Annotated in this window: 22 protein-coding genes; 18 read left to right on the top strand and 4 right to left on the bottom strand. The window is 59.3% G+C overall.

Features of this window, described 5'->3' with window-relative positions; all coding sequences use genetic code 11:
- The first annotated feature begins 346 nt into the window (after nucleotides 1-346).
- The 12 genes from QSK43_RS14400 to QSK43_RS14345 all read left to right on the top strand — a co-directional run bounded on the left by QSK43_RS14400 (nucleotide 347) and on the right by QSK43_RS14345 (nucleotide 14,339).
- Entirely contained in the window at nucleotides 347-1,456 is a 1,110-nt protein-coding gene (locus QSK43_RS14400) for an acyltransferase family protein (protein WP_332304091.1), read from the top strand.
- Between the two features lie 4 nt (nucleotides 1,457-1,460).
- Nucleotides 1,461-2,252, top strand: a complete 792-nt coding sequence (locus tag QSK43_RS14395; protein WP_332303995.1) for a glycoside hydrolase family 16 protein — start codon at nucleotides 1,461-1,463, stop codon at nucleotides 2,250-2,252.
- A 66-nt stretch (nucleotides 2,253-2,318) separates the two neighbouring features.
- Nucleotides 2,319-3,500: a glycosyl transferase family 1 gene (locus tag QSK43_RS14390; protein ID WP_332303994.1), complete on the top strand. Its 1,182-nt coding sequence runs from the start codon at nucleotides 2,319-2,321 to the stop codon at nucleotides 3,498-3,500.
- A 17-nt stretch (nucleotides 3,501-3,517) separates the two neighbouring features.
- Nucleotides 3,518-4,516, top strand: a complete 999-nt coding sequence (locus tag QSK43_RS14385) for a glycosyltransferase family 2 protein (RefSeq protein ID WP_332303993.1) — start codon at nucleotides 3,518-3,520, stop codon at nucleotides 4,514-4,516.
- Nucleotides 4,513-5,457, top strand: coding sequence for a glycosyltransferase (locus QSK43_RS14380; RefSeq protein WP_332303992.1), 945 nt, complete (start codon nucleotides 4,513-4,515; stop codon nucleotides 5,455-5,457). The genes QSK43_RS14385 and QSK43_RS14380 overlap by 4 nt, the downstream gene beginning before the upstream one ends.
- Nucleotides 5,457-6,476: a glycosyltransferase family 2 protein gene (locus QSK43_RS14375; RefSeq protein WP_332303991.1), complete on the top strand. Its 1,020-nt coding sequence runs from the start codon at nucleotides 5,457-5,459 to the stop codon at nucleotides 6,474-6,476. Before QSK43_RS14380 ends, QSK43_RS14375 begins: the two co-directional genes overlap by 1 nt.
- Before the next feature lie 66 nt (nucleotides 6,477-6,542).
- The gene (locus tag QSK43_RS14370) at nucleotides 6,543-7,448 is read left to right on the top strand and encodes a UTP--glucose-1-phosphate uridylyltransferase (RefSeq protein WP_332303990.1); all 906 of its coding nucleotides are present in this window, start codon (nucleotides 6,543-6,545) and stop codon (nucleotides 7,446-7,448) included.
- Between the two features lie 105 nt (nucleotides 7,449-7,553).
- The gene (locus QSK43_RS14365) at nucleotides 7,554-9,902 is read left to right on the top strand and encodes a polysaccharide biosynthesis tyrosine autokinase (protein WP_332303989.1); all 2,349 of its coding nucleotides are present in this window, start codon (nucleotides 7,554-7,556) and stop codon (nucleotides 9,900-9,902) included.
- 133 nt (nucleotides 9,903-10,035) lie between these two features.
- Entirely contained in the window at nucleotides 10,036-10,980 is a 945-nt protein-coding gene (locus QSK43_RS14360; RefSeq protein ID WP_332303988.1) for a 2-hydroxyacid dehydrogenase, read from the top strand.
- A 200-nt stretch (nucleotides 10,981-11,180) separates the two neighbouring features.
- Nucleotides 11,181-12,179: an ABC transporter substrate-binding protein gene (locus QSK43_RS14355; RefSeq protein WP_045016482.1), complete on the top strand. Its 999-nt coding sequence runs from the start codon at nucleotides 11,181-11,183 to the stop codon at nucleotides 12,177-12,179.
- A gap of 224 nt (nucleotides 12,180-12,403) precedes the next feature.
- Entirely contained in the window at nucleotides 12,404-13,291 is an 888-nt protein-coding gene (locus QSK43_RS14350; protein ID WP_045016480.1) for an ABC transporter permease, read from the top strand.
- Nucleotides 13,284-14,339 carry a quaternary amine ABC transporter ATP-binding protein gene (locus QSK43_RS14345; protein WP_332303987.1) on the top strand — a complete coding sequence of 352 codons (1,056 nt, stop codon included), beginning with the start codon at nucleotides 13,284-13,286 and terminating at the stop codon, nucleotides 14,337-14,339. The genes QSK43_RS14350 and QSK43_RS14345 overlap by 8 nt, the downstream gene beginning before the upstream one ends.
- Here the strand turns inward: QSK43_RS14345 and QSK43_RS14340 are convergent.
- Complete coding sequence (locus tag QSK43_RS14340) at nucleotides 14,336-15,565, bottom strand: TIGR03862 family flavoprotein (RefSeq protein ID WP_332303986.1); 1,230 nt, start codon at nucleotides 15,563-15,565, stop codon at nucleotides 14,336-14,338. The genes QSK43_RS14345 and QSK43_RS14340 overlap by 4 nt on opposite strands.
- 67 nt (nucleotides 15,566-15,632) lie before the next feature.
- Between QSK43_RS14340 and QSK43_RS14335 the strand changes: the two genes are divergently transcribed.
- The 3 genes from QSK43_RS14335 to QSK43_RS14325 are packed head-to-tail and all read left to right on the top strand — an operon-like array spanning nucleotide 15,633 to nucleotide 17,581.
- Nucleotides 15,633-16,220, top strand: a complete 588-nt coding sequence (locus QSK43_RS14335) for an IMPACT family protein (protein ID WP_332303985.1) — start codon at nucleotides 15,633-15,635, stop codon at nucleotides 16,218-16,220.
- A gap of 57 nt (nucleotides 16,221-16,277) precedes the next feature.
- A complete protein-coding gene (locus tag QSK43_RS14330; protein WP_332303984.1) occupies nucleotides 16,278-16,946 on the top strand; it encodes a pseudouridine synthase in 669 nt (222 codons plus the stop codon).
- Nucleotides 16,947-16,954: 8 nt separating this feature from the next.
- Complete coding sequence (locus QSK43_RS14325) at nucleotides 16,955-17,581, top strand: class I SAM-dependent methyltransferase (RefSeq protein WP_332303983.1); 627 nt, start codon at nucleotides 16,955-16,957, stop codon at nucleotides 17,579-17,581.
- On the opposite strand, the gene QSK43_RS14320 is transcribed toward QSK43_RS14325, so the two are convergent.
- Nucleotides 17,582-17,767 (bottom strand): hypothetical protein, encoded by a 186-nt coding sequence (locus QSK43_RS14320; RefSeq protein WP_045016469.1) that lies wholly within the window; start codon nucleotides 17,765-17,767, stop codon nucleotides 17,582-17,584.
- 191 nt (nucleotides 17,768-17,958) lie between these two features.
- On the opposite strand from QSK43_RS14320, the gene QSK43_RS14315 reads away from it, so the two are divergent.
- Nucleotides 17,959-19,188 carry a PQQ-dependent sugar dehydrogenase gene (locus QSK43_RS14315; protein ID WP_332303982.1) on the top strand — a complete coding sequence of 410 codons (1,230 nt, stop codon included), beginning with the start codon at nucleotides 17,959-17,961 and terminating at the stop codon, nucleotides 19,186-19,188.
- A gap of 86 nt (nucleotides 19,189-19,274) precedes the next feature.
- Nucleotides 19,275-20,291, top strand: a complete 1,017-nt coding sequence (locus QSK43_RS14310) for a DNA topoisomerase IB (RefSeq protein WP_332303981.1) — start codon at nucleotides 19,275-19,277, stop codon at nucleotides 20,289-20,291.
- 3 nt (nucleotides 20,292-20,294) lie between these two features.
- Here QSK43_RS14310 and QSK43_RS14305 read toward each other — a convergent pair whose 3' ends face one another.
- Nucleotides 20,295-21,017: a response regulator transcription factor gene (locus QSK43_RS14305; protein WP_332303980.1), complete on the bottom strand. Its 723-nt coding sequence runs from the start codon at nucleotides 21,015-21,017 to the stop codon at nucleotides 20,295-20,297.
- Nucleotide 21,018: 1 nt separating this feature from the next.
- Nucleotides 21,019-22,254 (bottom strand): GAF domain-containing sensor histidine kinase, encoded by a 1,236-nt coding sequence (locus QSK43_RS14300; protein WP_332303979.1) that lies wholly within the window; start codon nucleotides 22,252-22,254, stop codon nucleotides 21,019-21,021.
- A gap of 306 nt (nucleotides 22,255-22,560) precedes the next feature.
- On the opposite strand from QSK43_RS14300, the gene QSK43_RS14295 reads away from it, so the two are divergent.
- Complete coding sequence (locus QSK43_RS14295; protein WP_332303978.1) at nucleotides 22,561-23,577, top strand: ABC transporter substrate-binding protein; 1,017 nt, start codon at nucleotides 22,561-22,563, stop codon at nucleotides 23,575-23,577.
- Nucleotides 23,578-23,654: the final 77 nt, after the last annotated feature.

Below are 23,654 nucleotides of genomic sequence, written 5' to 3'. Positions count from 1 at the left end.
GTGTGGCAAAGCGCATAAATCATTTTTTTGCGGTGCAGCATCCCGGCCAACGATAATAACGCAGGCTTCCGCCATTTTTAATAGTTGTCGAAATATATAGGAATATCAATAATTTCAGCTACTTGAATAAAATAATCCCCAGGGAAGTCAGGAAAGCCAGACAATCACCCGCAAATTCTAAGCTTGTGTTTTTCCCGCGTCGCCACATTTTACCCTAAAGTCGAAACCAGAATTATGAGTGCGGGCTTAAGTTCGCTCTGGTTGCAACGCGGCGTGGGTGGACGCCGCCCAATTAGGGGTGACTGATGTGACTGTCGATCAGAACCTATCCTCCCGTATCAATTTGATGCGTATATTGCTGATATCTGGAATCGTGTTCGTCCATGTGCCGCACGATGCCGAAACCAGCCCTTTTCTCGGTCTTTACGGCTTCTTCGACTGGCTGCGTATTTTTCTGGGAGATGCGCTGTTCCGTATCGGCGTACCCTGTCTCAGTGCCATTTCCGGATATTTGCTGTTTCGTCGCGGAATGAGCGAATTTGACTATTCGGCGACGATACGGGCGAAGTCGAAGACGGTGCTGCTGCCCTTCCTTATCTGGAATGGCGCCCTGTTTGCCATGGTTTTGCTGATCCAGCTGTTCGATGTCGGCGTGGGTTATTTCCCGGATCTGTGGAACGCCACCCCACGCGAAATCATCAGCCATGGCACCGCGCTTGAAGAACTGCCCTTGAATGTGCCGCTTTATTTCCTGCGCGACCTGTTCGTCTGTATTCTACTGTCGCCGGTGCTCGCCTTTCTCATGCGCCGCTTTGCGCTGCCGACGCTCGCCCTGCTGCTTTTCGTTACCGCCCTGCCGGATCTGACGATCTTCATCGTTCAGAAAAAATCCATCCTTTTCAGCTTTTCGCTCGGCATTGCGCTTGCGTTGCACCGCGTCGACGTCAAGGCGCTCGATCCCTACGCCTTCCCGATCATGACGCTGACCTTTGTCGCTGCGGCCATGCTGGCAACGGGCCTCTATTTCACCGGCCCGGAATTCACCTTCTGGCTGAACATGTCGCGCAATTTGCTCGCTGTTTTCGGGGCGCTCGGCTTCTGGGCATCGTCTGCGCTTTTGATCCGGAGCAGGCTCGGCAAGCGGCTTTCCGAAACTGGAAGCCTCAGCTTCTGGATATTCTGCGCCCACTATCCGCTGCTCGTCATCATGTGGATGGTGTGGAACAAGGGTGGACCCGATTTTTACCCCGCCTTCTATGTCATCGCCACACTGTCCGCCTTTGTCATTCTGGTGGTGAGTAATGCCCAGACCCGCAAATACCTGCCGACCCTCTATGCCGTGCTGACCGGAAGCCGGAACGGCAAACACAAGGCGAGGGTTGATCTTGCGGAAAAACGGACCTCCACGGTTGGAACGCCCAAATCCGAAACACTTTATTCGCAACGACAGAGGTGAACCAATGACAACATTTGTCACCCGCGTTCAGACACGCACTCTTCTAACCGCCGCTCTACTGGCAACATCTTTCACCACGCCAAGTCAGGCGCAGGAAGGCAACGGCACGTCGTTCATCGAGAATTTCGACACAATGGACAGGTCGTTCTGGTACGTCTCCGACGGCTGGAACAACGGTTCGCACCAGAACTGCACCTGGTCGAAAAAACTGGCGACGGTCGAAAACGGCCAGCTGGCGCTCGGTTTTGAAGAAGGAAAAACCGGCGATCGCAACTTCGCCTGCGGTGAAATCCAGACCAAGGGGCGATATCGCTACGGCACCTATGAAGCCCGCATGAAAGCCGCTACCGGCTCCGGGCTGAACTCCGCCTTCTTCACCTATATCGGCCCGACCGACAAAAAGCCCCACGATGAAATCGACTTCGAGGTGCTGGGCAAGAATACGGGCAAGGTACAGCTCAACCAGTATGTTTCCGCCAAGGGCGGCAATGAGAAGCTGGTGCCGGTGGGAGGCGGAGCCGATGCCGGCTTCAACGACTATGCCTTCGTGTGGGAGCCACAACGCCTGCGTTATTACGTCAACGGCAAGCTCGTCCACGAGGTGACGGACGAGACGAAAATCCCGCAGAATGCCCAGAAGATTTTCTTCAGCCTGTGGGGAACCGACACGCTGAAAGACTGGATGGGCGCCTTTTCCTATTCCGGTGCAACCCAGATGACCGTCGACCGGTTTGCCTTCACAGCACTCGGCGACAAATGCCAGTTTTCCGAATCCATTGCCTGCGCCCTCAACTGATGGCCTTCCTGAAGCAAAACATGAGCTGCGGCGTCTTTGACGTATGAAATCAACCGGAACCCATGCATGACCCACGTTCTTTATCTCGCGCATGACCTGTCAGACCCCGCCATTCGCCGGCGGGTGCTGACCCTGCTTGTGGGTGGGGCGCGGGTCACGTTGGCGGGCTTCCGGCGCGGGCAGAACCGGCTTGCGGAAATCGAGGGCGTGGTGCCCGTCATTCTCGGAGAAACCGCCGATGGGCAGTTTCTCCAGCGAATGGCGGCCGTCGCCAAAGCCAGCCTCTCGCTGGGCAAAGCGTTAAGCGGCATCCCGGTCCCTGATGTCATTCTTGCCAGAAACCTGGAAATGCTGGCTCTCGCAAAACGGGCGATGTCGCTCTACAACCGGCAGCCGACACTAGTCTACGAATGTCTCGACATCCACCGCCTGCTTCTCAACAGGGGCAAGGCCGGGCAACTCCTGAATGCGGCACAACGTTATTTCGCCCGCGACGCCAAACTGCTGGTAACGAGTTCTCCGGCTTTCGTGGAGCATTATTTCAAACCGGTCTCCGGCCTTAACCTTCCCGTACTGTTGCAGGAAAACAAGGTGCTGGCGCTCGACGCCACCGTCACAACCACGCCGAAACCGCGTCCACCTGCCCCCGGCGAACCCTGGAAAATCGGCTGGTTCGGCGCGCTTCGCTGCCGCAAGTCGCTCGAGATCCTCGCCGAATTTGCACGGCGTATGGAAGGCAAGGTCGAGATCATCCTGCGCGGACGGCCGGCCTATTCCGAGTTCGCGGATTTCGATGGTTTCGTGGCCGCCGCGCCGCATCTGCATTTCCACGGTGCCTACAGGAACCCCGAGGATCTGGCCGCCATCTATAATGAAGTGCAATTCACCTGGGCAATCGACTTTTTCGAGGAAGGCCAGAATTCGAGCTGGCTACTGCCCAACCGGCTCTACGAAGGCGGCCTTTATGGTACCCTGCCGATTGCACTTGCGGGCACGGAAACCGCCCGCTTCATCGAAAAGCGCAATATCGGTTTTGCCCTGCAAAACGCGGGAGCCGACGATCTGGCTGCTCTTTTCGACAGCATGACGCCGCAAACCTACACGGAAGCCTTCGGCACCCTGTCGGTGCTCGATAAAAAACAATGGCTGACCGACCGCGACGATTGCCGTCAGCTGGTCCAGCAATTGTCCTCTCTCGCTAAATCCGCTTCCGGCCATGCCCGTGAAGCTGCGTTTTCACCCGTGTAATGCGTAGGGGGCACATCATGGAAGGTCTTGGTCAATCCGGCATCAGAACTCTGATCGTCATTCCCTGCCTCAACGAGGCAAAGACGATTGAGGCGCTGCTGCGCAAATTCACGGCTGCAATGGAGGGACGTGTTTTCCGCATCGTCGTTGCCGACGGTGGCAGCACGGACGGCACCCGCGACATCGTTTCCGCCTTCGTCGCGACGGATGATCGCGTTACACTTCTTGCAAATCCCAAACGCATCCAGAGCGCCGGCATCAACCTTGCCGTTTCCACCTTCGGTGAGGATTTCGACTATCTGATCCGCATCGATGCCCATGGCGATTATCCTGATGATTATTGCCAACGGCTGATCGAGGATGCGGATCGCACCGGCGCGGATTCTATCGTGGTCGCCATGGATACGGTCGGCCACGGCCTGTTTCAGAAGGCAACGGCGATCGCCCAGAATTCCAAGCTCGGTAATGGCGGCTCCAAGCATCGTGAAGGCGCCAAAGGCCACTGGATCGACCATGGCCACCATGCGCTGATGCGGATCGCCGCATTCGACGCGGTCGGCGGTTATGACGAAAGCTTCAGCCACAATGAGGATGCCGAACTGGATTTCCGGCTGCGCAAATCCGGTTTTCGCATCTGGATGACCGACAAGACCCGCATGACCTATTATCCGCGCGACAGCGTCATGCCGTTGTTCAGGCAATATCTCGCTTATGGCCGTGGCCGCGCGAAGAATCTTCTGAAACATCGGTCGATCCCGAAAATCCGCCAGATGATTCCGCTCGCCGTCCTGCCGGTCTTTATCTTCGCCCTGCTGTCGCTTGTGCATTGGGCAGCCCTTATTCCGCTCGGCCTCTGGATCGCCGCATGTGTGGGGTATGGCTTGTGGATGGCAATAGGACAGAAAAACCCATACGGCCCCCTCGCCGCCTTTTCAGCAATGGTGATGCACCTGGCGTGGTCCACCGGCTTCTGGCTGGAACTCCTGAAATTCCGGGGAAGAAAGGCTGTCTCATGACCGACCTCACCGTCACCGACCCACACAATTCAAAGACCGTCGATATCGGCATCTGCACCTACAGACGCCCGGCGCTGGTCGCCACACTTCTGTCACTCTTCGAGCTGGAGGTGCCTGAAGGCGTGACGGTTCGCCTGATCGTCGCCGATAATGATGAGGAGCCGAGCGCTAAAGCAAGTGTGGATCGGCTGCGCGAGACTTCACCCTTCGAAATCGCCTATGTCCATTGCCCCAAATCGAATATTTCGATCGCCCGCAATGCCTGCCTGTCGGAATGCAGTGCGGACTATCTGGCCTTCATCGACGATGACGAGACCGCCCCGCCACATTGGCTGGCCGCTCTTCTGGAAAAAGCCCTGGAAACTGGAGCGGAAGCCGTTCTCGGGCCGGTGACGGCGGTTTACCGGGAAAACGCACCGGGCTGGATGAAACGCGGCGATTTTCACTCGACGGTCCCCGTCTGGGTGAACGGCGAGATCATCACAGGGTATACCTGCAACACGCTTCTCAAAATGGATGCGCCATCGGTGAAGGATAGGCGTTTCGCGCTGGCGCTCGGCCAGAGCGGTGGTGAGGACACCCATTTCTTCTCGCATCTTCATGCCGCCGGCGGGCGCATCGTCTTTGCGGAAAAAGCCGTGCTGTCCGAGCCGGTGCCGGAAAGCCGCGCCCGTTTCATGTGGCTTGCCAAACGTCGTTTCCGCTCTGGCCAGACCCATGGCCGTGTGCTGGCTGAAAAGAAACCCGGTGTGAGACGCGTGATACAGGTGGTGAAAGCCGGATCGAAAGCGCTCTACTGCGCTGTCTTCGCCGCGCTGAACGGTTTCAACGCCGTGCGCCGCAACCGCTATGCGCTGCGGGGCGCCTTGCATATGGGCTCGGTCAGCGGCGCCTTCGGCGTGCGCGAAATCCGCCAGTACGGCACGGTGGAGGCAACCTGATGGAGAACCTCACGCCTCAGTCCAGCAACATTTCCGATCCCGATCCGGATATCAGCTTCGTCATCGCCGCCTATAATGCCGCCGATACGATCGAAGCAGCCATTCGAAGCGCGCTTGAGCAGCGGGGCGTTACGCTGGAGGTGATCGTCGTCGACGACTGCTCCGCCGACCAGACGATCCCCCTTGTCGAGACTATTGCCGCCACCGATCCGCGTGTCAGGCTCCTCGCGCTCGAACAGAACCTCGGGCCGGGCGGCGCGCGCAATGCCGGCATCGAAGCCGCGACCGGGCGCTTTATCGCGGTACTCGATTCGGACGATGTCATCCGCCCCGAACGTTCCGCCTGCATGTTGTGCCGGGCAGACGCCGCCAATGCGGTGATCGCGGTCGACAATCTCGATGTCGCCTATGCCGACGGCCGGACGATGGAGACGATGTTTCCGGAAGAGTTTCTGGAGGAAAGACCTGTCCTCACCCTTGAGGACTTCATTTCCTCCAATATCCTTTTCCGCTCCACCTTCAACTTCGGCTATATGAAGCCGATGTTCCGGCGCGATTTCCTCAATTCGGAAGGCCTGCGCTTCCAGGAAGATATTCGCATCGGCGAAGATTATATCCTGCTGGCCTCGGCGCTTGCCGCCGGGGGTCTATGCGTCATCGAGCCGAAACCCGGCTACGTCTATAATATTCGAGAGGGCTCGATCTCGCGTGTGCTCGAAATTCATCATGTCGAAGCGATGATGCGGGCGGATCAGACGTTTCTGAGCCATTACACGCTGCTGCCCGCCGCCATGGATGCGCAGCAGGCAAGAAGCCGCAGCCTGCGGCTGGCACATAATTTCCTGACATTGGTGGAAGACATCAAGCGTCGCTCGATTATCGGCGCTCTGAAGACCACGATCAGAGATCCTGCCGTGCTGGGGCACTTAAGAATGCCCATCGCCGCACGGCTGAGGAGGTTGCGGAACGCGATGTTTGCGCCCGCAGCGGATACCGGGGTGAAAAGACAGATTTCGTAAAATCTGTGAGCGGACAAATCTGTAAGCGGACTGGGGAAAGATCAAATCTTGATGAAGGAGAACGCGATGGACCTGAACAAAACTGTCAGAAAAGCCGTCATTCCCGTAGCCGGCAACGGCACGCGGTTTTTGCCCGCCACCAAGGCGATGCCAAAGGAAATGCTGACGATCGTCGACCGCCCGGTCGTGCAATATGCCGTCGATGAAGCCATGCAGGCCGGCATCGAGCATATTATTTTCGTGACCAGCCGCAACAAGACCGCGATCGAAGACTATTTCGACAGCGCACCCGAGCTTATCAACACGCTGACGCGCTCCGGCAAGACGGTTCAGGTGTTGCAGCTTGAAAAGATGCTGCCTGTCGCCGGCACCGTCAGCTACACGCGCCAGCAGGTGCCGCTCGGTCTCGGCCATGCCGTCTGGTGTGCGCGCGAACTGGTGGGCAAGGAGCCCTTCGCGCTGCTTTTGCCAGACATGGTTTCCTATGGCGCGCGCGGCTGCATTGCCGGGTTGATGGAGCTTTACGATGAAGTCGGCGGCAATATTCTCGGTGTTGAGGAATGCCTGCCGGAAGAAGTGTCGTCCTATGGCGTCGTCGGCGTGGGTGAGAAGGTTCATCACGGCTTTGCGGTTACCGAAATGGTCGAGAAGCCGGAACCATCCAAGGCGCCTTCGAATTATTACCTGAACGGTCGTTATATTCTGCAGCCGGAAATCTTCGATATCCTCGCCAAGCAGGAGCGCGGCGCGGGCAATGAAATCCAGCTGACCGACGGTATGAAGCGGCTGGCGGAAAAACAGTCCTTCCATGCGCAGAAATACAGCGGACGCACATTCGACTGCGGCAGCAAGCAGGGCTTCATCGCCGCCAATGTTGCCTTCTCATTGATGCGTGCCGACATGGAGGCGCAGGTTCTCGCTTCCGTGAAGGAACTGGTTGCAAACCATGAAAGCCGCGTTCAGGCGGCCTGATTTTAATCGCGCCGCCGGGGAGGCGGTCGGCGCACCAATAACGGGGGGCGGGAAGTCGAGCGTGGCTCGGCTTCCCGCGTACCATTTTTTTCACAAGGTAGGTCCATGCACCACAAGACCTTTAAATCCAATATCGGCTTTCCGGATCCCGGCAAGGATGCCGACACGTTCATCGACCTCGACCGCCTCTGGGCCGCCGTGGTTCGCCGTGCCAATGTCATTGCCGCCTCGGTCATCGCCGCTGTGGTTCTGGCTGGCCTTTATCTGGTGCTTGCGACCCCCGTTTACACCGCGATGACGCAGGTGTTGCTGGATGAAAGCCTTTCCCGCTACGCGGAAGAGGAATCGCCGGTGCCCGCCGCCCAGATCGTTGACAACCGCATCGCCAGCGCCGTGGAAATCCTCAAATCCAAGGAAATGGCGCTGACCGTGGTCGACAAGGCCAAGCTCGACGAGAACGATATTATCGTCAATCCGTCGATGTCGCCGATCGAACTCGTAAAATCCTCCGTGCGCGGTATCGTTGATCTGATCCTGCCGGGGGATCCGCCGGCCTCCGAAGCGGCAATCCGCGCCGGACGCCGCGAAAAGGCCGCCGCCGTAATTCAGCAATCGCTGATAGTGGAGCGTGTCGGCCGCAGTTCGGTCATAGCCATCTCCACCCGCTCGACAGACCGGCAGCTTGCCGCGCAGATCGCCAAGACCTATGCGCACGCCTATCTCACCGAACAGCTGAACGCCAATTTCGACGCCAGCGAGCGCGCTTCCGTGTGGTTGCAGGAACGCATGACCGACCTTAATCAGCGTGCCCAGGCAGCCGAGCTGGCGGTGCAGAAATTCCGGTCGGACAACAATATCGTCTCCTCGCGCGGCGAGCTGATGTCGGAAAGCCAGTTGGCCGATCTCAACGGCCAGTTGATTGCAGCGCAGGCGGACGTCGCGACGGCTGCGGCCCGCTATGGCCAGTACAAGTCCATCATCGACCGTGGACCGGATGCGGCCGTTGACAATGCGGTCGTTTCCGCACGGGATGCCGATAATTCGGTTATTCAGGACCTTCGCAAACGCTACATTACAATCTCGGATCGATTGCAGGGCGTCGTGCAGCAATTCGGCGCCGATCACCCGCAGGCCGCCGCCCTGGAGGGCGAGAAGAAAGAGATCGCAAGGCAGATTTTCCAGGAATTGCAGCAGGTCACTGGCAGCCTGAGGAACGAATACGACGTCTCCAATTCCCGTGTGCAATCGCTGCGGGACAATATCGACCGCGTGGCTGGCCGCAATTCGCAGGCCAATATCACCATGGTGCAATTGCGCGAGCTTGAGCAGCGGGCAACCGCTCTGCGCACGCTTTACCAGTCCTATCTCGGTCGTTTCGAAGAGGCATCCCAGAAGCAGTCCCTGCCAATCGCCAAGGCTCGCATCATCTCCGAAGCGGGTCTGCCGACGGCACCTTCCAGCCCGAAAAAGACCATGACCATGGCGCTTTCGGTCATTCTCGGCCTGATGCTGGGCGGCGGCATCGCAGCGCTTCTCGAATTCCGGGATCGCTTTTTCCACACCGGCAACGATGTGCGCGACAATCTGCGCATGCGCTTTCTGGGTTACCTGCCCTTTATCGGAGAAAGGGGCGTGGAACCGGCAAAAACCGGCACCAGCGCCGCCACCCCCGTCAGCGAGAACACCACACTCGATGAAAGCGGCCAGGTTTCGTTCCAGAAAATGCTGCGCCTTGCCGTCGATAGCCCGCGCTCCAGCTTTGCGGAAACGCTTCGCAACGTGAAGCTGACAGCGGACGTCGTCATTCAGGAGCGCCAGTGCCGGGTCATCGGTGTCATTTCCTGCCTGCCGAACGAGGGCAAATCAGTCGTTGCGCTCAATCTGGCCGGTCTTATCGCCTCCACCGGCAAGCGCACGCTCGTGGTGGATGCCGACATCCGCAATCCCGGCCTCAGCCGCATGCTGACGACGCGGCAATCCGCAGGTCTCGTGGAGGTCGTCCTCGACGAGATACCGTGGACGCAGGCGGTAAAGGTCGATACGCGCACGAAGATGGGCATCCTGCCGGTTTCCACCAGCAACCAGTTCGCGCATTCGAGCGAGCTGCTGGCTTCCTCCGGCATGCGAAAATTCATCGAATCGGCGCGTGAAGCCTGCGACTACATCATCGTCGACCTTGCACCCGTCGTTCCCGTCATTGATGCGAAAGCCTTCGCGCCGCAGGTGGACGGTTTCGTCTTCGTGACGGAATGGGGCAAGACGCCGATCCAGATGGTGCAGAACCTGATGGCCAATGAACCGCAGATCGCCAACAAGACGCTGGGCATCGTGCTGAACAAGACCGATATGACGGAATTGCAGCGTTATGCCGGCCCCGGCGGTTCGGAACACTACCACGAGACGTTCGCGGCCTATTACGGCGACGCCAAACCGGCAGTAAAAGAAAACGCCTGAATGGTGTAACGGCCCGGTGAAAACCGGGCCGTTCTTTTTGCGGCACAAATTCCGACGTCCCGCCTATGGCATTGCCTGCAAAATTGCGCATTGATGGTGAAAAGCCCAATTGCCAGCAAGCAGGACCAATTTCATGCCATCACCCATCGCCTTTGTGTCAAGGATGAATGCGCAGGCGGAGGCCGTCTGGAAAGACGCACTTTGCGCTGCCATGCCGGAAGAGAAAATCCTCTCCTTTTCCGAACTGAGCGGCGAACAGAAACGGACGGTGGAATTCGCCATCGTCGCCAATCCCGATCCAGCCGACATTGCCGCATTGCCGGGTCTCACCTGGATTCACAGCCTGTGGGCGGGTGTCGAACGGCTCGTGCTGGAACTGGGGAGCAAGGCCCCGCCGATCGTCAGGCTGAAAGACCCGGAGCTTTCGCGCGTCATGGCGGAAGCCGTGCTGGCATGGACCTACTATCTGCAACGCGACATGCCGGCCTATCGCGAAAACCAGCAAAAAGCCCTCTGGCACGAGTTCGATTACCGCCATCCGCGCGAGATGACCATCGGCCTCCTCGGCCTTGGCGCACTCGGAACGGCCGCTGCGGAACGCCTGCTCCACGCGGGCTTCAACGTTGCGGGCTGGAGCCGCTCCGCCAAAGCCATCGAGGGGGTGGAAACGCTGACGGGCGACGACGGGCTGCAAGGATTACTCGAGAAAAGCGACATCCTCGTCTGCCTGGTGCCGCTCACCGATGCGACGCGCGGCCTTCTGAACGCCGGCCGTCTCGCCGCCATGAAAGAGGGCGCCGCCCTCATCAATTTCGCCCGTGGAGCCGTCATCGTCGCCGACGATCTAATCGCGGCGCTTCACTCCGGCCAGCTTTCGCATGCGGTTCTCGATGTCTTCGAACAGGAGCCGCTGCCTGCGGCTTCCGTATTCTGGCAACACCCGAAAGTCACCGTCCTGCCGCATATTTCCGCGCCGACAAGCCGGGAAAGTTCAGCGAAGATCGTGGCCGGCAATATCAGAACATGGCGCGAGACGGGCGTGCTGCCGGAAACGATCGATATGACGCGCGGCTACTGAACCGGCGGCCGCGTGTCGCAAATTTTACAAATTCAACGGCAGAGCCGGGCGATTGATTGATAATTGCCATCCTCAATACGCCAGAAACTGCCGCAAACGGAACGGCAACAAAGGAATTATTAACGCTCAATACGGGGGCTGACGGTGGCGGTGCCGTCTGCATCCGGGTCTCCGCCACACCGCGACCAGAGGGAACAAAAATGAAAATACTTTTGGGTGCCACAATTCTTTCCGCCGGCTTCGCCTTTTCAGGCGGCGCGGCCTATGCCGCCGAATGCGGAAACGTCACCATCGCCAGCATGAACTGGCAGTCCGCCGAAGTCGCGGCCAATCTCGACAAGCTCATTCTTGAAAAAGGCTATGGCTGCTCCGCCGAAATCGTCACCGGCGATACCGTACCGACATTGACCTCCATGGCCGAAAAGGGCCAGCCGGATATCGCGCCGGAAGCCTGGGTCAGCCTGCAACCGGAAATCGTCAAGCAGGGGCTGGAAGGCGGCAAGGTCGTCGCCGCCGCCAAGATCCTGTCGGACGGTGCCGTTCAGGGCTGGTGGATTCCGAAATATTTTGCCGACGCAAATCCCGGCATCAAGAGCATTCCGGACCTCTTCAAACATCCGGAACTTTTCCCCTCGCCTGAAGACAAGGCAAAGGGCGCCGTATTCAATGGCCCGCAGGGCTGGGGCGGCACGGTCGTCACCGCCCAGCTTTTCAAGGCATTTGGCGGTGAAAAGGCTGGCTTCACCCTCGTCGATACCGGCTCCGCCGCCGGTCTGGACGGCTCTATCGCCAAGGCATACGAGGCCAAGCAGCCATGGGTTGGCTATTACTGGGCACCCACCTCGCTGCTCGGAAAATATGAAATGGTGAAACTCGGCTTCGGCACCGAATATGATGCGGCCGAATGGAAGCGCTGCACCTCGGTTGCCGATTGTCCGGACCCCAAGCCCAATGCATGGCAGGTTGACGACGTGCAGACGCTGGTCAGCAAAAGCTTCGCCGACCGTGCCGGCCCGGCCATGGATTACCTGAACAAGCGCGCCTGGACCAACGCAACCGTCAACAAGCTGATTGCCTGGATGACCGACAATCAGGCGACCGGCGAAGATGGCGCCAAGCACTTCCTGAAGGAAAACGAAGCCCTCTGGTCGGGCTGGGTTTCTCCTGACGTCGCGCAAAAGGTCAAGGCCGCCCTGTAAGGAGGGGCGACATATCTGCCCGGCAGAAGGCGTCCGCCAATGGCGGCGCCAGGCCGGATCGACGCTGAACCCCGCTTGCGGTTTTTGCAGGTGATGAAGCGCCGGTTCAACAAGATAGGGCGTCCCGTCTGGCGTATAAGCAGATGTGCGGCGCTCTGGCGATTTTACTCCCGGAGTGCGGAGGATATCGATCCCCGCCTCCGGTTCGTCATGGAGAACAGGATATGGATTGGCTTTTTAAATTTCCGGCCATGAATGATGATGCCCTTCGCGCGCTCAAAAAAGTGATCGACGAGGGCTTCCGGGCATTTACCCGGACCTATGGCAGCGCGATAGAGGGGTTATTCACCCCCCTTCAGAGCTTCCTCATCTGGGCGGAAAGACTTTTGATCGGCGCACCCTGGCCGGTCGTTATTGTTATTGTCGGTGTGCTCGCCTGGTTTGCCAGCCGTAGCGCGACTATTGTTGCACTCTGTTGCGGTATTCTGTTTGCCATAGGCTGGTTCGGCATGTGGGAAGACACGATGAAGACGGTCTCGATGATCTTCGTCTGCGCCGTGTTATCCATCGTCGTCGGCCTGCCGATCGGCATCGCCATGGCGCGGTCCAACCGCCTGCAGAGTATCGTCAATCCCATTCTTGACGTCATGCAGACGATGCCGAGTTTCGTCTACCTCATTCCCGTTGTCATGCTGCTTGGCATCGGCCGTGTGCCGGGCGTCATCGCCGTCGTGATCTACGCCATTCCGCCGATGATCCGGCTTACCAATCTCGGCATCCGCATGGTCGATCGGGACGTTCTGGAGGCGGCCGACGCTTTTGGCTCCTCCAAGCGCCAGAAGCTGTTCAAGGTACAGCTGCCGCTTGCGCTTCCCACCATCATGGCGGGCATCAACCAGACAATCATGATGGCGCTCGCCATGGTCGTCATCGCCTCCATGATCGGCGTGCAGGGCCTCGGCCAGCCGGTTCTGAAGGCCATCGCCAACCAGTATTTCACGCTCGGCGTATTCAACGGCCTCGCAATCGTCGGCATCGCCATCATCTTCGACCGCATCAGCCAGGCCTATGGCCTTCGTCTGCAAAAACACCGGGAAGTGGCGCATGGCTAGTCAATCGATCGAAATCCGCAGCCTTTACAAGATTTTTGGCTCCAAGGCGGAAAACTACATCGACGCCGTAAAGGGCGGCATGTCCAAAACGGAACTGAACGCCAAGCACGGCCATGTGCTCGGCCTCAGCGACATCAACATCACCATGCCGGGTGGCCAAATCACCGTGATCATGGGCCTTTCCGGCTCCGGAAAATCGACGCTGATCCGCCACGTCAACCGACTGATCGACCCGACAGCGGGGGAAATCCTTTATGGCGGCACCGATGTCTGCCGCCTGAACGAAGCTGAACTTCTGGAATTCCGCCGCCACAAGACGGCGATGGTGTTCCAGAAATTCGGCCTGCTGCCGCACCGCAACGTGCTGCAAAATGTCGTCTACGGCCTTGAGGTTCAGGGCATAGACAAGGGCGAGCGGGAAGAAAAGGCCGATGTCTGGATCAAGCGTGTGGGGCTGGAAGGTTTTTCGAGCCATTATCCGAACCAGCTCTCCGGCGGCATGCAGCAGCGCGTGGGTCTTGCCCGGGCGCTGACCAACAATGCCGAAATCCTGCTGATGGACGAGGCCTATTCGGCGCTCGATCCACTCATCCGCGTCGACATGCAGACGGTGCTGCTTGAATTGCAGAAAGAGCTGAAGAAGACCGTCGTCTTCATCACGCATGATCTGGACGAGGCCCTGCGGCTTGGAGACAAGATCGCCATCCTGCGCGACGGCGAGATCATCCAACAGGGTACGGCCGCCGAAATCGTGATGAGCCCGGCGGACAGCTATATCGAAGCCTTCGTGGAAGAGGTCAATCGCGGCCGGGTCATTCGCCTCGGCGCCATCGTCCAGCCGGAGTTTTCCGGCCAGTCGCGTCTTCAGCTCGGTGCGGACATGACCGTCGAGGAAGGCTTGCGCGCACTCGTCAGGGAGGATGTCGGCAGCGCCGTCATTATCGGCGAAAACGGCAAGGCACTCGGTTCCGTCACCACGGATGCCATCATGCGCTGCCTCGTCAGGACCACGCCAGGTACGGAAAAAAAAATGGCCGAGGCCGGTTAGGCCAAGCCTTCGAGCCATTTGGCCATGCCCTTGGCGGCGGCCTTGCCGGTGGCAAAACAGGCAGTCAGCAGATAACCGCCGGTCGGCGCTTCCCAGTCCAGCATTTCCCCGGCAACAAATATGCCGGGGAGTTTTTCCAGCATATAGTTCTCATCAAGACTGTGCCAGTCAACGCCGCCGGCCGATGAAATCGCTTCGGCAATCGGTCTTGGCCGCAAAAGCGGTATCTCCGCATGTTTTATTCTTGCGGCGACAAAGTCATCGGGCATAGCCGATATATTGGGAAAGATTTCCCGCAGAAGTCCGACCTTGATGGCGGACAGGCCGGCGGCCTTGCGCATGCGGTTTGCGAAGCTCTCCTTGCGGCCAAGCTTTGCCAGATCCCGGCTCAAGCGCTCCACGGTGCGTCCCGGCGCCAGATCGATGGCAAGCGAGGCCTTGCCCGTCTCATCCAGCCGGTCGCGCAGTGCGGCGGAATGGGCGTAAACGATGCTGCCCTCTATGCCGTGTTTCGTTATTACGAACTCGCCCTGAAAGGCTCCGTCCGGGGAAATGGCGATGACGGATTTCAGGGCCTCACCCGCAAAACGCTGCCGGAAGACATCGCTCCAGTCGACGTCGAAACCGCAATTGGCAGGTTTGAAGGGATTAAGCACCACACCTTCAGCCGCAAGTGCGGGCACCCATGCGGCATCGGAACCCAAACGTGGCCAGCTTGCGCCGCCGAGCGCCAGGAGAACGGCATCGGCCTGGATGGCAACCTCGCCCTCCGGCGCGACGAAAACCAGCCGGTCGCCGGAAAAACCCACCCAGCGCTGGCGCGTCCTGATAACGACGCCCTGCGCTTCCAGCCGGGCGAGCCATGCCCGCAACAGCGGCGAGGCCTTCATGACGGTCGGAAACACCCGGCCCGATGTGCCGACGAAGGTCTCCTGCCCCAGCCCATGCGCCCAGTCGCGCAGCATGTCGGGCGTAAAATCATCAAGGGCTGCGCGCAGCCTCGGCTCCGCATTGCCAAATCGGTGGAGGAAATTTCCGTAATCTTCGGCATGGGTGATGTTGAGACCGGATTTGCCAGCCATCAGCAATTTGCGCGCGACAGTCGGCGTCGCCTCGAACACCGTCACGGCATGGCCTGCCGCCGACAGCATTTCAGCCGCCATCAGACCCGCCGGCCCGCCGCCGACAATCGCGACCTGCCTTGCCTTGCCCAAAACCCTCTCCATCGCCATCTTCGCCATCGTGGCCTTATACCGATTTCCGCGCGCGAATATATGCGATATTGAAACGCGCATGTTCACGCTCGACCGCCCCGTCACCTTTTCGCAGGATATCAAGAAAAGCCGCTTCATCGCCTTTGCAGCACCTGTGACAGGCGAGGAAGATGCGAAAAGCTTTCTCGCCACGCATTCCGACCCCGACGCGAACCACAATTGCTGGGCGTGGCGCGCAGGGCAGATCTATCGTTTCAGCGATGACGGTGAACCTTCCGGCACGGCGGGAAAACCGATCCTTCAGGCCATCGACGGTCAGGCGCTGGACAATGTCGCCGTTCTCGTCATCCGCTGGTTCGGCGGCATTCTGCTCGGCAGCGGCGGCCTCATCCGCGCCTATGGCGGCACAGCGGCGGCCTGCCTGCGGCTCGGCGAAACCTCCCCCGTCATCGCCTATGTCAGCGCGACGCTGAGCTGCCCGTTTTCCGATCTGGCACTGGTGAAATCGCGCCTCGCCGCCACGCAGAACCTGCGGGTAGATAGGGAAGATTTCACCAGCACCGGCGCCGATATGCTGCTTTCCGTTCCGGCTGAAGAGGCGGAGCGCCTGTCGCGGCTCATCAGCGACCTGACCAGCGGGCGCGTCAATCTTCATATTCCCGACTAAATAATATTGCGGGGGCACGCATCTGGCCCCATGCCTGATTTGTGCTAAGGAAGCACAATGTCATCTATGCTTTCGGACCCCGTCTATAATCCGCCACTCGACCCTTGGCTGACCATCGTGCACCGGGATGACGATCTGCTGGTGCTGGACAAGCCGAGCGGGCTTCTGTCGGTGCCGGGGCGCGATCCCGCACTCTCCGACAGCCTTTTGACGCGGGTGCAGAAACGCTTTCCAAAAGCGTTGATGATCAACCGGCTGGACAAGGATACGTCTGGTATCGTGCTGATGTCGATGAACCGCAAGGCGCATGCGGCGGTCGCCGCCCAGTTCGAAAACCGTCAGACGCGCAAATCCTATGTCGCCGTCGTCTGGGGAGAGGTCGAGGGTGAAGAGGGCGAGGTCGATCTACCGCTGGCGATCGATCCAGAAAACAAGCCCCGCCACCGGGTGGACCACGAACACGGCAAGCCGGCGCAAAGCCTGTGGCGGGTACTGGAAAGATCGCCGCTTCCCGCAACGCGGCTGGCACTTACCCCCCTCACCGGCCGCACCCATCAATTGCGGGTGCACATGAAGGCTCTTGGCCATCCGATCCTCGGTGATGAATTTTATGCCGAAGGCGAGGCGCTTGCCGCAGCGCCGCGCCTGATGTTGCATGCAGAAGAGGTTGGTTTTCGCCACCCGGATGGCCGCGACGTCACCTATACCGTGCCCTGCCCGTTCTGAGGCCTGCGATGAAAGAACAAGACGAAAGCTTCGTGGTGGATTTTGTGGGCGGTGCGGTCGGTCACCGTTTCCGCTCCGGCGAAGGTCGCGGGCAGGCTCTGCCAAAAGCCGCTGGCTTCACAAAAGGCCGCACGCCAAAAATCGTGGATGCTACGGCTGGGCTCGGTCGGGATGCCTTCCTGCTCGCATCCTTAGGGGCCGATGTGACGTTGATCGAACGTTCGCCCGGCATGCACGCTCATCTCGCGGACGGCATTCGCCGCGCATTGGAGGCGGGCGGAGCCTATGCCGAGGCCGCCTCACGCATGACGCTGCTGCAGGGCGATTCACGGCATCTGCTGAAAGAGCTTTCTCCCGAGGTGGTGATCATCGACCCGATGCATCCGCCGCGCCACAACACGGCGCTGGTGAAGAAGGAGATGCGGGTGCTGCGCGAACTTGTGGGCTCCGATCCGGACCAGATCGAACTGATGGAGGCGGCGCTTGAAAATGCGACGAAACGGGTGGTTCTGAAATGGCCGCTACGCGCTGACCCTATGCCCGGCATCCGGAAGCCATCCCACCAGATAACGGGCAAGAACACCCGTTACGACGTCTTCATGATCTTCGGAAAATCTTCCGATCTTGAGGAATGATCAGCGGAAGCTCGGCTTGCGCTGCGCGTTCATCAGAAGTTCGTGCTTCGATGCGAATTCGCCGAACAGTTTTCTGAGCCGGGCCTCCTCGGCCTTGTCCAACCGATAACGGTGGCAGAATTCCGCAACGCTCAGGATCGGCTTGGTTCTGTTCCCGTCTATGCTCTTGTTGTCGATGATCTGCATGGTACCCTCCGTGTAACCACGTAACATTTTGGGGGAAACGTGATGGTGGGCCGGCGGTTCCTTGTGAATTCGCGTGGATGAAAAAGAGCATCCCGCCGTACACGGCCTCATCAAGTTTTCTTGAAACTATCGAACGAAACGAAATCCTCCCCAAATTGTTTCTGCTGATGCAGACGAAGGAAGGGAGACCCATGTTCCGCAACAACCTATTTCTGAGCTCGACGATATTACTCGCTCTGATTGCAATACCGCTTGCCGGTGCGGCTCAGGCACAGACCGCCACAACTGCGGAGACGAAACGGGCCAATGCACCGGATCAGAAGCCGGCTTTCGAGGGGCAAACCCGCGCGCCGCAGGCCGCCACACAGCCAAACATTGAAAAGACAGTCATTGCCGAGGGCCTGCCACATCTCTGGTCTATGGAGTTCCTGCCAGACGGCCGCATGATCGTTGCGGCCAAGGAAGGCGGCATGCATATCGTTGCCGATGGCAAGGCCGGCCCTGCGATCGCAGGCGTGCCAGAAGTCGCGTCCGCCGGACAGGGCGGTCTTCTCGACATAGCGCTTGCGCCCGATTTCGAAACATCGCGTACCATCTTCTTCTCCTTTTCCGAACCGCGCGATGGCGGCAACGGCACCTCGGTGGCCTCGGCCAAACTGACCGAGGAAGGTGGCGCGGCCAAACTTGAAAATGTTTCGGTGATTTTCCGCCAGACGCCGACCTATGACGGCGATAAACATTTCGGTTCCCGTCTGGTCTTTGGGCCGAACAACGAGCTTTACGTCACCGTCGGCGAACGTTCGGATGCGACGCCGCGCGTGCAGGCGCAGGATTTGTCCAGCGGTCTCGGCAAGGTCTTCCGCATTGATGCGCAAGGAAAAGCCTTCGAAGGCAATCCTTTCGCCAGCCAGCAGAACGCCCTTCCCGAAATCTGGAGCTACGGCCACCGCAACTTGCAGGCGGCGGCGCTCGATGGTCAGGGAAGGCTCTGGACCGTGGAACACGGGCCGAAGGGCGGCGATGAGCTGAACTTGCCGAAAGCCGGCCTGAACTACGGCTGGCCAGTCATTACCTACGGCATTGAATATAGCGGCCGTGCCGTCGGTGAGGGTGTCACCGCGAAGGAAGGCATGGAACAGCCGGTCTACTACTGGGACCCCGTCATCGGCCCCTCCGGTATGGCCTATTATGACGGCGACCAGATTCCCGAATGGAAGGGCGCCTTTATCGTTGGCGGCCTGGTGAGCCAGGGCCTCGTCGTCCTGCACCTCGAGGGAGACAAGGTCGCAACTGAAAGCCGGCTCCCGCTTGAGGCGCGTATCCGCGACGTGAAGGTCGGGCCGGATGGCGCGCTTTACGCCGTGACCGAAGAGCGCGGCGGTGGGGAATCGCAAATTCTGCGGATCGCCAAGGCCGGCTAAGAGCAAGGATGATTGAAGAGACGGGCCGCCGGAACGAAGGCGGCCTGTTTTTCGTTTGCGCAGCATGAAACCTGCCGGAAAAAACGATGCCACAACCGCCTGCCCGCCTTCTCGCAAAAATCGGACTTACCTATGTTAGCGATCAGGAACCCGGAATAGCCCGCGAAAAGCGCGGACGTGGTTTCTGCTATCGGTTGCCGGGCGGCGAACTTCTGTCCGATGGCGTCGAACTGAAGCGCATCAAATCGCTCGGCATACCGCCCGCCTACAGAGACGTATGGATCTGCATCGACCCATCGGGGCATTTGCAGGCCACCGGCTTCGATGCGCGCGGGCGAAAGCAATATCGTTATCATCCCGACTGGCACGCGCTGCGGGGCGAAACCAAGTTCTTCCAGCTCAAAAGCTTCGGCAAGGCGCTGCCAGCGATCCGCCGCCGCGCCATCGCCGATATCGAAAAGCAGGATCATGGGCAGGAGATGACGCTGGCTGCCCTGACGTTGCTTCTCGACGCCGCCTATCTGCGCGTCGGCAACCGTTCCTATCTCGAAACCAATGGCACCTATGGCGCGACGACCTTGCTCAAACGGCATGTCTCTTTCGGCGAAACCATCGAGTTGCGGTTTGCCGCAAAGGGCGGGCAGAAGGTGAAGCGTAAGCTGCGCCACCCTCGCCTTCAAAAAATCCTCGAGGAAATCGCCGATCTGCCCGGCAAAGAACTGTTCGTCTGGCAGGATAGCGAAAATCGGGTGCATTCCGTCGATTCAAGCGATCTCAACGCCTATCTTTCCCGCATCGGCAGTGACGGCATTTCCGCCAAGACCTTCCGCACCTGGGGTGGAACGCTGGCGGCCTTCTGCCACGCGATGGAGCGCTTGGCGTCCGGCGAAAAACCCAGCATAAAAGGCATGTGCCAATCAGCAGCGACGGAGCTTTCCAACACGCCCGCCATCTGCCGCAAGAGCTATGTCCATCCCGCCGTTCTCGACATAGCGACGGAGGAGAAGGCGCGGAAAAAGCTCGACCGTATCTTGAAGGTCGGCGCAAAGCCCGTCTCCGGCCTCAGGGCGGATGAAAGACGGTTGCTTGCCTTCCTCCCCTGACGATCAGCGGCTTGTCGCCCACTCGCCAAGCTCCCGCTCTGCCTTTTCCAATGCGCTGTAGTTCAAAAGCTTGCGCAGGAAAGCCACCGTGACGGCGCGGGTTCTCAGATTATACCGCCCTTCGGCCTCGTCATCGCCGGCCGTCTGGTGCACGTTCAGCTTCTCATAGAGGCTTTGCAGGCGGTTCTGCACGCTGCGCAGCGACAGGTTGCGACGGCGCGCAATCGCCTTGTCAGTCAGGCCGAGCGCCACATCGATCAGGATTTCATATTCGGAATCGGTAAAGCCATGCGCCTTGCCGAGGCTCTTTTCCTGCAGTCCGCGCACTTCCCGATCGATCACGCATTGCGCCTCGATGAAGATGCTGCGTAGCGCCAGCCGCAACCGATCATCGGATGCCGATTTCAGCACGTAACCATACGCGGCCCCTTCAGGAACGATGCGGGAGACGCCACGCACATAGGCCTCGTCGGAATAGTTGGACCAGAACAGGATGCGGGTGTCCGGCCTCTCCTTCCAGATGGTGCGCGCCGCCTCGATGCCGTTGCGCTCGTTCATCTGCAAATCCATGACGATATGCGCGGCCCGGTTTTCCCGCGCCAGCTTTTCGCCGGTTCTGCCGTTTGCCGCCTCCAGCACATTGTCGCATTCCGGCAGGGCGGCTCTCACCGCCTCGTTCAGATAGGCGCGATGCAGCGCATCGTCCTCGACGATCAGCACATCCATGTCATAAATCCTCCCGCCGGTCGAAGGCGCTTTCCGGCAACGTCACGGTGATGCGGGTTCCAGCACCTTTGCCATTGCCGCCAATATCGAATCTGGCCGAAATCAGCCGCGCCCGCGTCTTCATATTACCAATGCCGAGGCCGCCGGAAGCGCCGCTTTCCCCGCCGCCGCTGCCATCGTCGCTGACCGTCACCCGCAAGCCGCCATCGATAGTCGAAAGTGTCACCGTAATGGTTTCGGGCTGGGCATGGCGAATAGCGTTGTTGACCGCCTCCTGCACGATGCGGAACAGCGAGATCGCCACCGTCTTGTCGAGCGTTTCGACCAGCCCGTCCGTCTCATCCGTCACCGACCAGTCGATCGCAGAGCCGCTATCGCGCACGGAACGGTCCACATAGGTTTCGATCGCCTGCACGACACCGAACAATTGCAGGATGGAGGGTTTTGCCTCCTCAATGATCTCGCGCAAATCCTGCATGCAATGCTGCAGGCTGCGCACCACCGGCTCCAGCATCTCGCCCGATACGTCGGATGTATGGCTCATGCGCTCGATACGCCGCGCAAGCCGCGTCAGATCCGCCAGCGTCTGGTCGTGCAAATCCATGCCGATCCGCTGCCGCTCCGCCTCCAGCGCCTCGGTCAGTTGCAGGGCGCCCAGCCGCAAACCCTCTTCACGGGCATTGGCGCGCGCCTCTTCAATGGCCGACCTCTTGGCCTGTTCGGCAGCGCGAATGGCGTAGAAATAAGGTGCCAACAAATCGGCAACCGCGCGGGCATTGCCAACATCTTCCATCGTGTAAGCATTCGACTGGTGCGAGGAGCAACTCAAAGCACCGATAATGTCGCCATGCACCTTCATCGGCACATGCAGGCGGCTATGCAGGTCCAGTTCGATGATGGGGCTGGAAAATGCCCCTTCGAAATGAAAGCGCGGATCGGCGCAGGCATCGCCGCTTAGGAGATACTCAACCTCGCCGGAGAGCACGGAACGGATCGGGCTGCCGGTTAAAAGCGCCGGCGGCTGTCTGCTCCAGGCGCTTGCCAGACCGCTTTCATAGGCGATGTGAAATTTGTCATCCAGCTGCTTGATGCAGACATCCAGGTGGACGTGCGGAATGATATGGGTGATCTCGGTCGCCACCGCCTGAATGATGGCGTTGAATTCGAGCTGCCCGGCAAGCAGCCGCGAAATGCCCATATAGTGGTGGAAAAGAGCGCTTTTCGGCGTATCCAGCATGTGCGGACACCCTCCCAAGCGTCTGCCTTGTCGACTTGTACGGAGCAAACCAGAAGCATCAGTCCGCCGTGTCAGCCATTCTGCGCCCGGCGGTGCCGTTTCGTCCTGCGGGTTCCCGCAACCTTTCTGCGGAAACCCGCAGTAAGATTGCCGTGATCCGCCTGTACAAGCCAAATCTTCTTGGTCATTCTCGCTTCTACTGGGGAAAGGAGCTCCAGTGCAAAGGAATTCCGCCTGCCGCCGAGGAGATTTGCGGGAAAGCGGGTTCCGAGCTCAAAAAGGGCAAGCCACCAGGGAGGAAAATCAATGGCTTTCAGAAAGATGCTTCTGGCATCGGTCGCTGTCGCATGCGCAGCTTTGCCGATCACAGCTCACGCCGACACGTCGGCTAAAAAAATCGCGCTTTCGAATAATTACGCGGGCAATTCCTGGCGTCAGGCAATGCTGACGAGCTGGGACAAGATCACCAAGCAGGCAGTCGCCGACAAGCAGGTTGCCAGCGCCGACGCCTTCACGACAGCCGAAAATCAGGCGACCGAACAGGCGGCGCAAATCCAGAACCTTATTCTTCAGGGTTATGACGCCATCGTCATCAACGCCGCCTCGCCCACCGCCCTTAACGGCGCGGTGAAGGAAGCCTGTGACGCCGGTATCATTGTCGTGTCCTTCGATGGTATCGTGACGGAACCCTGCGCATGGCGTATTGCGGTCGACTTCAAGGCCATGGGTGCAAGCCAGATCGACTATCTGGCGAAGGCCATGCCGAAGGGCGGCAATCTGCTCGAAATCCGTGGCCTCGCAGGCGTTTCGGTGGATGATGAAATCCATGCCGGCATCGCTGCCGGTGTCGCCAAGAACCCGCAGTTCAAGATCGTCGGCTCGGTCAACGGCGACTGGGCGCAGGACGTCGCGCAGCGTGCCGTCGCCGGCATTCTGCCAAGCCTTCCCGAAGTCGCTGCCGTGGTGACACAGGGCGGTGACGGTTATGGCGCGGCACAGGCTTTCGCCGCTGCCAAACGTCCGACACCAACAATCGTCATGGGCAACCGCGAAGACGAACTGCAATGGTGGAAACAGCAGAAGGATGCGGGCGGCTACGAGACCATGTCGGTTTCCATCGCCCCCGGCGTCTCCACGCTCGCTTTCTGGGTGGCGCAGCAAATCCTCGACGGCAAGGATGTCAAAAAGGATCTGACCGTTCCTTTCCTGCGCATCGACCAGGGCAATCTTGAGGAAAATCTCAAGAACACCCAGAAGGGCGGCGTCGCGAATGTGGAATATTCACAGGAAGACGCTCAGAAGGCCATCGCATCGGCCAAATAGGCCGGATCGGCTTAGAGCCTGAATATTGCGGCGCTCCCAGAACGGGCGCCGCAATAGCCACCGATATTATCCTATTT

Source organism: Rhizobium sp. GR12, from assembly GCF_036596185.1.
Lineage (GTDB): Bacteria > Pseudomonadota > Alphaproteobacteria > Rhizobiales > Rhizobiaceae > Agrobacterium > Agrobacterium nepotum.
Note: the sequence above shows the minus strand (reverse complement) of the source record. Positions and strands in the feature narration are given on the sequence as shown.